This is a genomic window from Peribacillus frigoritolerans, assembly GCF_004358755.1.
In the GTDB taxonomy this organism is placed as follows: Bacteria; Bacillota; Bacilli; order Bacillales; family Bacillaceae; genus Bacillus_P.
This window is the reverse complement of sequence record NZ_SMZY01000003.1, coordinates 89390-102359: the sequence shown is the minus strand read 5'-3', so window position 1 is coordinate 102359 and position 12970 is coordinate 89390. Positions and strand designations below refer to the sequence as shown.

12 protein-coding genes are annotated in these 12970 nt (G+C 42.7%); 9 read left to right on the top strand and 3 right to left on the bottom strand.

Annotated elements, in window-relative coordinates; translation table 11 throughout:
- Positions 1-125: 125 nt before the first annotated feature.
- The 4 genes from E2R53_RS13990 (at position 126) to E2R53_RS13975 (ending at position 3429) form a co-directional block, all read left to right on the top strand.
- On the top strand, positions 126-1223 hold the full coding sequence (locus E2R53_RS13990) for an NAD(P)H-dependent flavin oxidoreductase (protein ID WP_133312389.1): 1098 nt from the start codon (positions 126-128) through the stop codon (positions 1221-1223).
- Positions 1207-2478, top strand: coding sequence for a kynureninase (kynU, locus tag E2R53_RS13985; protein WP_133312388.1), 1272 nt, complete (start codon positions 1207-1209; stop codon positions 2476-2478). Before E2R53_RS13990 ends, kynU begins: the two co-directional genes overlap by 17 nt.
- Positions 2475-3098 carry an arylformamidase gene (gene kynB / locus E2R53_RS13980; RefSeq protein ID WP_133312387.1) on the top strand — a complete coding sequence of 208 codons (624 nt, stop codon included), beginning with the start codon at positions 2475-2477 and terminating at the stop codon, positions 3096-3098. The genes kynU and kynB overlap by 4 nt, the downstream gene beginning before the upstream one ends.
- A 70-nt stretch (positions 3099-3168) precedes the next feature.
- A complete protein-coding gene (locus tag E2R53_RS13975; protein ID WP_133312386.1) occupies positions 3169-3429 on the top strand; it encodes a hypothetical protein in 261 nt (86 codons plus the stop codon).
- A gap of 17 nt (positions 3430-3446) precedes the next feature.
- Here E2R53_RS13975 and E2R53_RS13970 read toward each other — a convergent pair whose 3' ends face one another.
- A complete protein-coding gene (locus tag E2R53_RS13970; protein ID WP_165970990.1) occupies positions 3447-4271 on the bottom strand; it encodes a protein-glutamine gamma-glutamyltransferase in 825 nt (274 codons plus the stop codon).
- A gap of 201 nt (positions 4272-4472) precedes the next feature.
- Here E2R53_RS13970 and E2R53_RS13965 point away from each other — a divergent pair, with 201 nt between their 5' ends.
- Positions 4473-5867, top strand: coding sequence for an L-cystine transporter (locus tag E2R53_RS13965; protein WP_133312384.1), 1395 nt, complete (start codon positions 4473-4475; stop codon positions 5865-5867).
- Positions 5868-5913: 46 nt separating this feature from the next.
- Here E2R53_RS13965 and E2R53_RS13960 read toward each other — a convergent pair whose 3' ends face one another.
- Together E2R53_RS13960 and E2R53_RS13955 are read right to left on the bottom strand one after the other, a co-directional pair.
- The gene (locus E2R53_RS13960; protein ID WP_133312383.1) at positions 5914-6378 is read right to left on the bottom strand and encodes a hypothetical protein; all 465 of its coding nucleotides are present in this window, start codon (positions 6376-6378) and stop codon (positions 5914-5916) included.
- A 12-nt stretch (positions 6379-6390) separates the two neighbouring features.
- Complete coding sequence (locus tag E2R53_RS13955) at positions 6391-7170, bottom strand: hypothetical protein (protein ID WP_133312382.1); 780 nt, start codon at positions 7168-7170, stop codon at positions 6391-6393.
- 154 nt (positions 7171-7324) lie between these two features.
- Here E2R53_RS13955 and E2R53_RS13950 point away from each other — a divergent pair, with 154 nt between their 5' ends.
- From E2R53_RS13950 to E2R53_RS13935, 4 genes are all read left to right on the top strand, one after another.
- Complete coding sequence (locus E2R53_RS13950; protein WP_133312381.1) at positions 7325-9088, top strand: ABC transporter ATP-binding protein; 1764 nt, start codon at positions 7325-7327, stop codon at positions 9086-9088.
- A 258-nt stretch (positions 9089-9346) separates the two neighbouring features.
- Positions 9347-10099: a DeoR/GlpR family DNA-binding transcription regulator gene (locus tag E2R53_RS13945; protein ID WP_133312380.1), complete on the top strand. Its 753-nt coding sequence runs from the start codon at positions 9347-9349 to the stop codon at positions 10097-10099.
- A complete protein-coding gene (gene pfkB, locus E2R53_RS13940) occupies positions 10096-11007 on the top strand; it encodes a 1-phosphofructokinase (RefSeq protein WP_133312379.1) in 912 nt (303 codons plus the stop codon). Before E2R53_RS13945 ends, pfkB begins: the two co-directional genes overlap by 4 nt.
- 24 nt (positions 11008-11031) lie before the next feature.
- Entirely contained in the window at positions 11032-12900 is a 1869-nt protein-coding gene (locus E2R53_RS13935; protein WP_133312378.1) for a PTS fructose transporter subunit IIABC, read from the top strand.
- The last annotated feature ends 70 nt before the right edge of the window (positions 12901-12970 follow it).

Below are 12970 nucleotides of genomic sequence, written 5' to 3'. Positions count from 1 at the left end.
ATAATCAGTTAAAATGACGTCACTATTTGCCTCTATGCGGGTATTCCTTTTAGTATGGCAGGGAACAGCGCATGACATGTAGAAGAAGGTATACATCATTCTTCTGAAATTGGAGGGGAACTTGTATGAAGTGGCATCATACCTCTTTAAGCAGGCTGCTGAAGATTGAATACCCGATTATTCAAGCACCGATGGCAGGAGGAATTACTGTTCCAAAGCTTGTCAGCGCGGTCAGTGAGGCCGGGGCATTGGGGTCAGTCGGTGCAGGGTATTTAACTTCTGTTCAGCTTGATCAGCACATAAAAGAAATAAAAGCATTAACAGGCAAACCGTTTAACGTGAATCTTTTTGTTCCTGAAAAAGAAGTAAGCATCAGCAAAGAAGATATTCAGACGATGACGGGTATTCTTAAAAAAATGAACATGCCTGTCCACGATGTTTCATTCACAAATGAAACGAGTTATTCAAATTATGAGAAGCAGCTTGAGGCTGTTCTTCTAAATGATGTGCCGATTTGTTCATTTACTTTTGGCCTTCCTTCAATAGAAGCTGTCAGGGAGCTGAAACGGGCAGGCAGGATCATAATAGGCACGGCAACAACCGTGGAGGAAGCTATTTTATTTGAAGAGCGCGGGGCAGACGTGATCGTCATGCAGGGAAGCGAAGCAGGAGGACACCGCGGTACATTCAATGACTCCGCTGATGCCTGTATCGGCACTATGGCTCTTATTCCTCAGGCGGCAGATGCTCTCTGCGTTCCGGTTATTGCTGCTGGCGGAATTGCAGATGCAAGAGGAATCGCAGCAGCGCTGATCCTTGGTGCAGATGGGGTTCAGCTGGGCAGTGTTTTTATCCCCTGCACAGAAAGCGGCGCTCCTGCTGCTTACAAAGCAAAAATACTTAGCAGCAAAGAAGATGAAACGGTTCTGACGAGAGCCTTTTCAGGCAAATATGCACGCGGAATATCAAATGACTTTATTCAGAAGATGAAACCATTTGAAAACAGCATTTTGCCTTATCCTGTGCAAAACGATCTGACAAAACGGCTGCGCAGTCATGCGGCAAAAGAGCTAAATCCAGAGAACATGTCGCTGTGGGCAGGGCAGAGTTTAAGATTGATTAATGAATCAATGTCTGCGAAAGAGGTTTTAGACAGGTTAATTGCAGGAGTGAACGATGTAACAGAATCAAGCCGGAAGGACGTGAATGCAAGTGGATCTTAAAACGGCGGCGGCCCTTGATGAGAAAGATGAGCTTGCCCATTTTAGAGATGAATTCTATCTGAAAACCAATACGATTTATTTAGATGGCAATTCACTTGGCCTGCCTTCAAAAAGGGCAGAGTCAGCGCTGCTGTCAATGCTTGATGCCTGGAAGGAGTTTGGGATTGACGGCTGGACACAAGGAGAAAAGCCCTGGTACTACTTAGCTGAAACACTTGGGGAGCAGTCTGCTTTTCTGGTAGGGGCGAAGCCTGAAGAGGTAGTTGTGACCGGATCAACAACAGTCAATCTGCATCAGCTTGCTGCAAGCTTTTTTCATCCAGAAAAAAACAGGACGAAGATTCTGGCAGATGATCTGAACTTTCCATCTGATATTTATGCCCTGCAAAGTCAGCTGTCTCTAAGAGGACTCGACCCTGCTGTACATCTAGTTAAAGTGAAAAGCAGGGATGGGCATACACTTAGTGAAGACGAAATCATCGCATCTATGACTGATGAAATTGCCTTAATTGTTTTGCCCACTGTTCTATACCGGAGCGGACAGCTTTTGAATATCGAAAAGCTGACGAAGGCGGCAAGCAAGCGCGGGATTTTGATTGGTTTTGACGGGTGTCATTCAGTGGGAGCCGTTCCGCATGAGTTTCACAAATGGGGAGTTGATTTTGCCTATTGGTGTAATTACAAGTATTTAAACGGGGGGCCTGGGGCAGCTGCAGGGCTGTTTGTGCATGAGAAGCATCTAGGGAAAACGCCGGGATTAAGCGGGTGGTTTGGGTCCAATAAAGAGTCTCAGTTTGATATGGAGCACACTTTTACACCTGCATCCACTGCCGGAGCCTATCAAATTGGAACGCCCCATATTTTCAGTTCTGCGCCTTTGTCTGCTTCTCTTCAGCTTTTTAAAGAGGCTACCCTATCAGCCATCCGCAAAAAGTCACTGAATATGACTAGAGTTATGATGGATTTAATTGATTCAGAGCTTTCAGGGTTTGCTTTTCGCATCATCAATCCTGCACAAGACGAAAGACGCGGGGGGCACGTTGCACTCCTGCACCCTGAAGCAGCAAGGATTTGCAAAGCCCTGAAACAGGCTGGCGTCATTCCGGATTATCGCTCACCAAATATTATCAGACTGGCCCCGGTTGCATTGTATACGTCTTACGAAGAAATTTGGAGAACAATCCAGGTTTTAAAGGATATTATGAGGGAAAAAAGATATGAACAATATGAAAATAAACGTGAGGTGATCGCATGAAGATTATTGACGTTTCAAGACCTGTCCAAAATAGCACGCCAACGTGGCCCGGTGATACGCCATTTGACTTTGAACTTATGTGGACGAAAGAAGCAAGCGGCTCGGTTAACATAGGCAAGCTGGAAATGAGCACCCACACCGGAACGCATATCGATGCACCATTTCATTTTAATTCAGAGGCGAAAAAAGTACATGAGCTCGATCTATCCATCTACTGCGGAAAAGCAAAAGTCATCCATCTTCAAGATGTAGAAGAGATCACGGCGCACGAGTTGAAAAAATTTGATCTTTTTCAAACAGAGAGGCTGTTAATCCGCACAGATTCTTGGGATGACCCGTTAAGATTTCCAGAGGAGTTCTCTTATTTTCACCCTGATGCAGCCGCTTACCTGAAAGAAATCGGAGTCAGGCTTGTAGGAGTAGATGTTCCGTCCGTTGATTTTATGAAAAGCAAAGAGCTTCCTGCCCATCATTCATTCCTTGAGAATTCTATATATATTTTAGAAGGGCTGGATTTAAGCGCGGCAGGACAAGGGGATTATGAATTGATCGCTTTGCCGCTGAAAATTGTAGATGGAGATGGAAGCCCTGTCAGAGCTATTTTAAGAACGTTTGAATAATAGGCTTGTAAACCGATTGTTTCTTTTCTTTTTAGGATAGAACGTGTATTCTGTCAGTAGGTGATGGAAAATGAAAATTATTCATTATTCTTATAGAAAGCGCGGCAGAATGGAATTCTGGTTTGATCAGTGGCCAAATTCGCCCGTCGTCTTTACTCCAATTAAAGAATACTATTTTATTAGAGTTGTAAAGTGGAGCGACCTTGACCCGCTCGTAAGCAGAGATGACCTCGGCAGGATGGAGCTGATTGTCAACCAGTACCTCGGACGTGAACAATACTACTTGCAGCGCAAATGTTTTGATAAGAACCAGCTGAGGCTGCCTAAATAACAGGCAGCTTTTGTCCGCTATTTTAAATAAACAGCGGTGCCTATTTTCGAGATGATTTTCTGATTATCAGCGAGTGGGAATTCCCCTTGAATTCCTCTTCCCAGCTGCCTGTAATCATATAAATATCTGTAATCAAGCCTCGTAACCTGTGAAAGCAGATAAGCAGTTCGGACTGCTCCCTCTTTCCGGTATTTATTCAGTGATGCAATAATTCCTTCTGCATCTTTAATTCCAATCCCATGGCCGTAATAGAGATCGTATCCCATATCGATTGCGTTTTCTCCCCGCCACTGAGGCTTCTCAGGATCGAAATCCGGATTTTTAAAATAGACACAGTCACCTGGCAGATAATCGTTTCCCCTTCTTGTGAAAACACCCAAATCATCATCGTAATGCCAGTCATATAGAATCATTCCGGCGAATAGCCGATTGAAATGACGCTCTTCAATCATCTCAAGCACGGCTTTGTAAAAAACGGCCACAATGGCAGTGGCACATTCAAACGCATACAGAGTCCCGTTTGCATAAAGATCCCTGATTCCTGCAGATGGCGGAACTCCGGGCTTTATGACAATTGCACCCTGACTTGTCAGGTCCCAAAAATCCGGATTGCACTTGGAATATTCAAAGGTTGTAAACTTAACTCCGCTTTGGTAGAGCGCTGAGGCAGCTTTGACAATCTCAATTCTTAAATCCATTTCAAATTTAAACTGATTAAAATGTTCAAAGGAATAGACTTCTTCATATTTCACCATTAAATCCAGGATCTCTTTTTGCTCACCGGTCAGAACGGATGTATTCAGGATATTTTGACTTTGATTTGCATTTTTGATTTTGATCACAGCAATTATTCGCCTCCTTTTATGAAGCTGATTTAATAATTTATGAGAGCACCCTGCGAGTTGGAACCTCTGATGAATATTTCCTGAAAGACGGACGTATGATGAATCAATTGTTCTGTGTCATTAATTCCTACTTGACTGATTGGAATAATTGCATTATATTTTTTTAGTAATAAAGGAAAATGTTAGGGGGAGAAAAAAGTGACTTCTTTTTTAATTATTATTAATATTGCCGTGCTTTTGGGTCTTATCTTTTTATTATTTTTTATGCAGAAAAAACATGTTTCGTTTTCAAAACGTGTATTTGCTGCACTTGGCCTCGGGATCGTTCTCGGGTTTGCTTTTCAATTTATTTATGGTCCGGAAAATGAGGTTCTTCTTGAATCAATCGGCTGGTTTAATATTGTAGGAAGCGGTTATGTAAAGCTTCTTCAAATGATTGTGATGCCGCTTGTATTCATTTCAATTCTTGCAGCATTTACGAAAATGAAATTATCGAATAACATAGGAAAAATCAGTGTTCTAATCCTGGGTATTCTTGTAGGGACTACTGCAATCTCAGCTGCAATTGGTATAGGCACTTCACTTGGATTTAATTTAGAGGCAGTTCAAATTGAGCAAGGAGAAGCAGAAACAGCAAGAGGGGAAGCGCTTGATGCATCCTACACTGAGATTCAGGATCAGACGTTCCCGCAGAAAATGCTTGAGCTGCTTCCTGGAAATCCATTTCTTGATTTTACTGGAGCACGCCCGACCTCAACGATAGCGGTTGTTATTTTTGCGGCAATCTTAGGTTTAGCCTTCTTGGGAGTTAAACGAAAAGAACCTCAGCATGCAGAGCTGTTTGCGAAAATTGTTGATGCCTTTTACGCTATCATCATGAGAGTCGTCACACTCATTTTGCGGCTTACTCCATACGGCGTGCTTGCCATCATGACAAAAACGGTGGCATCAAGTGATCTTGATTCCATCTTAAAGCTTGGGAAATTTGTGCTCGCTTCTTACGTGGCTCTGCTTGTCATGTTTATCATCCATTTGCTGCTTCTGACGCTTGCGGGACTTAACCCGATCACATATGTCAGAAAGGTTTTCCCTGTTTTGACGTTTGCTTTTACATCACGTACGAGTGCAGGAACGCTGCCATTGAATATCAGCACACAAACGAAACAGCTAGGTGTTCCTGAAGGAATCGCAAACTTTGCAGGATCCTTTGGCCTAAGCATCGGACAAAATGGCTGTGCGGGCATCTATCCGGCAATGCTTGCCGTCATGATTGCACCGACAGTCGGAATCGACCCGTTAAGTCCTTCTTTCATCTTTACGTTAATTGCGGTTGTTGCCATCAGTTCATTTGGAGTTGCAGGTGTTGGCGGAGGGGCTACATTTGCTGCGATCCTTGTCCTCTCAACAATGAATATGCCGATTGCTTTAGCAGGATTGCTTATTTCTGTTGAGCCGCTGATTGATATGGGCCGTACAGCATTAAATGTAAGCGGCAGTATGACAGCGGGAGTTTTAACTGGAAAAATAACAAAAGAATTAGATACAGATACGTATAATCACAGCGGCTCATCACAATTGGAGCTGGAAGCCTAATGAAAAAAGCAGTTAGGAACTGAAAAGGTTCAGTCTAACTGCTTTTTTATTTTACAAACCCGATCGCTATGGCATAATTATCCGCGAGAACTTGGTTGATTCTTCTATAAAAATCTTCATGGCATTCAATCACTAGAACAACTTCCGTTTCTTTCGTTTTAGACCGAAGCTTAAGTTTTTTCTTTTTAATCACACGATAATAGATAAAATTGAGAAGAAATCCAAGCACCAGCCCGCTCCCGGCTCCGATCAGCCCCCAATAAACAGGCCCCCATGCTAGCTTAAACCCGATGCTTACGCCTATTACTGCAAAAGCGGTCGCAAGTGCGGCGCCAGTATCAAACAAACTGACTCCATCAGAGTGATGAATCGAATCCATCAGCTTCATTGAGTCGTCTGTTGTTTTTAATGAAACCGCCAGTATCCTCTCTTTTGGTATTCCTTCTTGTTCCAACTGAGAAATGGCCAGTTCTAGATATGTGCAGTGATTAAAGGTTGCAAATACTTGCAATGGAATCGCCTCTCAAACTCTGTCTGGAAATTTCACACGATAATGCTGATAATTTTTCACCAAAAAATTTCTCTGCTCATCTATAAAAAGCTTATTGTTCTCAACTGTATTTATGTAAGCATCATAAGCAGCAAAACCGTACACAGAGGGTACAAACATCAGCCATGAAGGATTCAGAATATCTGTAGCATGCTGAACTTGCCCTAAAAACAAGTAATGTACCGCAAGCAGGCATTTAGAGTAGTACACAAAAACCACCGTCCAGATCAAAGCGAAGAATCCCGTAATGAGGCGGTGAATATAAAGCTGCCCAGTTCCCGGCATTAAAAAAGACCAAACGACTGCCAATCTTGGATTTCGTTTATCTAAATAATTGATTTCCATCCCCCCTATTGAAAACGTGTTGAAAGGGGCATTTTCCCGTTCAGCAAGAAGAAAAACACGATTAGAATCAATGGTAGTCCTGTAGCTGTCCCAGATTGCAAAGATGTAAACAGGAATATATAGGAGAGTCCAGCGGTAATCAAGTGCATCCCGCGCCTTGTCAATTTCACCGCAGAATGAGTAAACCATGGCGATGTTCAAATGAGATTGCATGTTAATAAACACTTCCCAGATAAATAAGAGCAGACCTCTGAAATATTTAGAGAGAAGAAGATGTCCAAATCCCGGAAAGGCTGCAGACCACCATGCAATGATATACGGGTTTCTTAAATGAAATTGGGTCGTTCCAAACATGCTTAAATGGGCTTTATACCGTCTGTACTGATTGGTGCCAGTGTAATTATCCATCTTATTTCCTGCTGCTTTCTATATATTGATATGCACCTTATCATTTCCTTTTTTATGGAAATACATGCGGAGAGTGCAGGAAGTTTCAAATTTAAACTATTAAGAAGGAAAATGTATAATAAAGGATAGTACGCAAGTTAGGAGACAAAATGAGATGAGTTCACAAAAGACAGGCGGCAAATGGCGGGTATTCTTTCAGCTTATACGGGAGACAAGGCCTTCAAAGACAAAAATGGCGATTGCAGGCACGCTCAGCGTTTTGTCTACAGTTGTCGGTCTGGTCATCCCTTTATTCACAAAGAATTTAATCGATGATTTCAGCTTTGACAATTTTGGAAGTGTGCATATTTTTCTGCTGATATCAGCTTTTATCGCACAGGCAATTACAAGCGGGGTATCCATTTACCTGCTCAATCATGTCGGTCAGCATGTCGTTTCCAGATTAAGGGAAAGGCTTTGGAATAAGCATATCCATCTTCCCGTCCGATTTTATGACGAGCACAAAACCGGCGAAATGATCAGCCGGATGACAAATGATACGGCCATTTTAAAAGGGCTGATTACAGATCATATTACAAACTTCTTTACAGGAATCATTGCCATAATAGGATCATTTGGCATTCTCCTTTATCTCGATTGGCAAATGACGCTAATCATGCTTACCTTGATTCCTCTCTCCATATTAATTCTGCTTCCGCTGGGAAGAAAAATGTACAAAGTCTCTAAAGGTCTTCAGGATGAAACGGCCAGCTTTACAGCGTTATTAAGTGAAGTGTTATCTCAAGTCCGTTTAGTGAAATCCTCCAATGCGGAACAAAAAGAGTACACCTCAGGAAAAAGCGGAGTAGGCCGCCTTTTTCAATTTGGGTTGGCTGAAGCGAAAATTCATGCATGGATTGGCCCGTTAATCTCACTTGTGATTATGTCGCTGCTGGTCGTGATTCTCGGCTACGGCGGTTTGAGAGTTCAAGCAGGAGTTTTGTCTTCAGGGGATCTGGTTGCTTTTATTCTTTATCTCTTTCAGATTGTCATTCCAATGACTCAATTTACGGCTTTTTTCACCCAGCTGCAAAAAGCAATGGGAGCTTCTGAACGGATCATAGAAATTCTTGAAGAGGAGGAGGAAAACCTTCATTCGGGCAAAAAAATAGAGGACATTCATCAATCGATCCACTTTAATGAGATTGATTTTGCCTACAAAAAAGAAGAACCTATATTAAACAAGGTTACTCTTGAGATTAAACCGGGTCAGACTACGGCTATTGTCGGACCGAGCGGAAGCGGAAAAACGACGCTGTTTTCACTAGTCGAACGTTACTACTTGCCGACAGGGGGAGCCATTTATCTTGGGGATGAAAAAATAGACGGCTTTACCCTTGCTTCCTGGAGAGCGCATATTGGCTATGTCTCTCAGGAGAGTCCGATTACCTCAGGCACAATTAAAGAAAATATTTGTTATGGATTAACGAGAGAAGTGACGGATGCAGAAATAGCCAAAGCTGCGAAGATGGCTTATGCGGATCAATTCATTGAAGAATATCCTGACGGCTATGATACACAAGTAGGTGAACGAGGTGTTAAACTCTCAGGCGGGCAGCGTCAGCGCATTGGCATTGCCAGAGCGCTTATCAGGGATCCTAAAATCCTCCTTCTAGATGAAGCAACATCAAGCCTTGACAGCCATTCTGAAATCGTTGTTCAAAAAGCACTTGGCAACTTAATGGCCGGACGGACAACGATCGTCATTGCCCACAGACTGTCCACGGTCATTGATGCCGATCAAATTATCTTTTTGGATAAAGGGAAAGTCACCGGAACAGGTACACATTCGGAACTGCTGCAGACTCATCAGATGTACAGGGAGTTTGCTGTTCAGCAATTAAAACTGAATGATAGCAGGTTAAATGAGACTGTCTGATTTAATCAGATGGTCTTTTTTTGCTTTGAAAAGGTTAAGGGAAAGTACACGCGTGCGTATGACATTCTATTTGGGATTCACCTGGAAGACAAAAGAGAAAATCAACGAACTATTGACTGTTTTTGATTGAATAATAGAATTCATGATTAATAATGACTGATTTTGAAAGTTTTTGGTTGATTTATGAAAGGGCTTACGTTAGAATAAACTCAAGATAAAGATTTTAGGCAAAAAGAACGATTAGCTGGAGGTGACTGAATGATTACGCCAGAACGGCACCGGATCATCATCAAGGTACTTGGTGAAAAGCAGGTCGCAACGATACAGGAATTAGTTGATGCCACATCTTCTTCAGAATCAACCATCCGAAGAGATTTAAGCCAGCTCCAAAAAGAGAAAAAATTAAAGCGGGTTCACGGAGGTGCTTCTCTTTTTCATCAAAAGGGAGAAGAACTCAGTGTTACTGAAAAGTCATCACAAAATGCTGCTGAAAAAGAACGAATTGCCAAATATGCAGCAGAGCTTGTAAAAAACGGAGACAGCATATACATCGACGCAGGTACAACAACTATGCAAATGATTCCTTATTTAAAAGAAAAAGAAATAACGGTCGTCACAAATGGCGTTTCACATCTTGAAATGCTGCTTGAAAATCAAATTCCCACTTACCTGATTGGAGGGATTGTAAAGCCGAAAACAAGAGCGCTAGTAGGCAGTGCAGCACAGTCAGGGATTAACGCATACAGATTTGATAAATGTTTTATGGGTGTAAACGGCATTCATCCGGAAGCAGGTTTTACAACCCCGGATCCAGAGGAAGCCGCAATCAAAAGGCTTGCCATCACACTGTCTCAAGAAGCTTATATTCTTGCAGATGATACAAAATTCAATGAAATTTCGTTCTCTAAAATTGCCGGCCTGCATGAAGCAGCGGTGATTACGAACGAACTGGATGAAGACACCGCTTATGATTTTAAGGAAAAGACAGAGATAAAGGTTGTGACAGCATGATTTATACATGTACGCTGAACCCTTCCATCGATTATGTCGTGAAGGTAAACGATTTTAAAGAGGGGCACCTCAATCGCACGGAGAGCGCAAACGTTTATCCGGGCGGTAAAGGCATCAATGTTTCAAGAGTTCTGAAACGACTTGGAACAGAAAGCACAGCCCTTGGCTTTGCAGGCGGATTTACAGGCGAGTTCATTAAAGAATTTCTCTCATCAGAGGAAATTACACATGATTTTATCAGTGTCTCAGATCATACAAGAATTAACGTCAAGCTTAAATCGGCTAAAGAGACAGAAATCAATGGCCAGGGCCCTCAGATTACAAAAGAACAGAACCTTGCATTGCTTGGTAAAATTAGTGAATTGAACACCGGGGACGTACTTGTTTTAGCAGGGAGCATTCCATCCGCTCTTGACGAAAGCTTTTACAAAGAAATCGCTGATACATGTTTAAAAAATGGTGTGAAAGTTGTCATTGATGCATCAGGCAATGCTTTAAGAAGCACATTCCAAAGCAAACCATTTCTCATCAAGCCAAATCATCATGAATTAGGCGAACTTTTCGATACTCAGATCAGCAGCACTGAAGAAGCTGTTCATTATGGGAAGAAACTGCTTGAAGAGGGCGTGCAGAATGTGATTGTTTCAATGGCAGAAAAAGGCGCCATATTCATCAATCAGCACGGAGCACTTTTTGCAAATGTACCATCAGGAAAAGTGAAAAATTCAGTTGGCGCGGGAGATTCAGTTGTTGCAGGCTTCATTGCAGGATACAAAGAACATGGTGATTATAAGAAAGCCTTTAAACAGGGTGTTGCCACCGGAAGCGCAACTGCTTTCTCAGAAGATTTAACGGATAAGGAATTTGCAGCAAAGCTCATAAATGAAGTGAAAGTCAATGAGATTTAGATATTCATTGAAGGGGGAAGAAAAATGAAGATTACAGATTTATTAACAAGCGATACGATTATCCTTGACCTGAATGCACAATCAAAAGCAGCTGTTATCGACGAAATCATTGAGGCACTTGACCGTGCAGGCAAGCTTAAAAATAAAGAAGAGTATAAAACAGCGATTTTGGCAAGGGAAGAGCAGAGCACGACAGGAATCGGTGAAGGGATTGCCATTCCTCATGCAAAAACAAGTGCAGTATCCGTACCTGCGATTGCATTTGGCCGCTCTGTAAAAGGCATAGACTATGAATCTCTCGACGGCCAGAATGCTCATTTGTTTTTCATGATTGCCGCTTCTGAAGGAGCAAACAATGAACATTTGCAAACGCTTTCCAGACTTTCAAGTTTTTTAATGGATCCGGCTTTTAAAAAGAAGCTTGATGAGGCGGCTTCAAAAGAAGAAGTTCTCGCTGCGATTGATAAGAAAGAAAAAGAGATGGAAGCAGAAGAAGAACCTGCATCATCCGCTTCAGGCAAGAAAATCCTTGCTGTCACAGCATGTCCTACTGGAATTGCACACACTTATATGGCTGCAGATGCCCTTAAGGCAAAAGCGAAAGAGATGGGCGTAAGCATCAAGGTTGAAACAAATGGATCCGGCGGAATTAAAAATGGTTTGACGGCTGAAGACATTGCAGAAGCAGAAGCGATTATCGTAGCTGCTGACAAGCAGGTGGAAATGGATCGTTTCGCAGGCAAGCATGTGATTCAAGTGCCTGTTGCTCAAGGAATCAGAAAGCCTCAGGAATTGATTCAAAAAGCGCTGGATCAAGATGCGCCTGTTTATAAAAGCAGCGGTGAGAAGAAAACAGCTGACTCACCTAAAACAGGAAGAAGCGGTTTTTATAAGCACCTCATGAATGGTGTATCAAACATGCTGCCGTTTGTCGTTGGCGGAGGAATCCTCATTGCGCTTTCCTTTGTTTTTGGAATTAAAGCAGCAGATCCAAACGACCCATCCTATCATCCTATAGCTGAGGCATTAAGCACAATTGGGGGCGGCAATGCCTTTTATCTCATGATTCCTGTCTTAGCTGGATTTATTGCAATGAGTATTGCGGACCGGCCGGGATTTGCACCAGGTATGGTTGGCGGTCTTATGGCAGCTACAGGGGGAGCTGGTTTCCTTGGCGGATTAATCGCAGGTTTCCTCGCAGGTTATTTAGTTGTCGGTCTTAAGAAAGCATTCAGCGGTCTGCCGAATTCTCTTGAAGGCATTAAGCCTGTACTGCTTTATCCTCTGTTCGGCATTTTGCTGACAGGTCTGATTATGATGTTTATTATTATTGAACCAGTGAAAGCATTAAATGATGGATTGACCGTTTGGCTTAAAGGCATGGGAACCGGAAATCTTGTGCTGCTCGGTTTGATTTTAGGCGGAATGATGGCTGTAGATATGGGCGGGCCAATCAACAAAGCGGCCTTTACATTCGGGATTGCCATGATTGACGCAGGCAACTTTGCACCGCATGCAGCTATTATGGCTGGAGGAATGGTGCCTCCGCTTGGACTTGCTCTTTCTACAACTTTCTTTAAAAAGAAGTTTACAAAAGCGGAGCGTGAAGCGGGAAAAACCAATTACGTGATGGGAGCATCCTTTATCACTGAGGGAGCCATTCCGTTTGCAGCGGCAGACCCGGCGCGTGTTATCCCGGCTGCGGTTATCGGATCTGCGGCAGCAGGAGCGCTTACGATGATTTTTGGCATTGGACTTCGCGCACCCCACGGGGGAGCATTTGTTATCCCGATTGTTGATGGAAATCCATTGTTATATGTAGCAGCGATCTTGATTGGATCACTGATCACAGCAGTCATGGTCGGGTTTATGAAAAAAGAAGTGAAAGAATAAACGAATGGCCTATTCACTTGATGAATAGGCCATTTTTACATGAAGACCCGGTTTTTGATACAATAAAGAC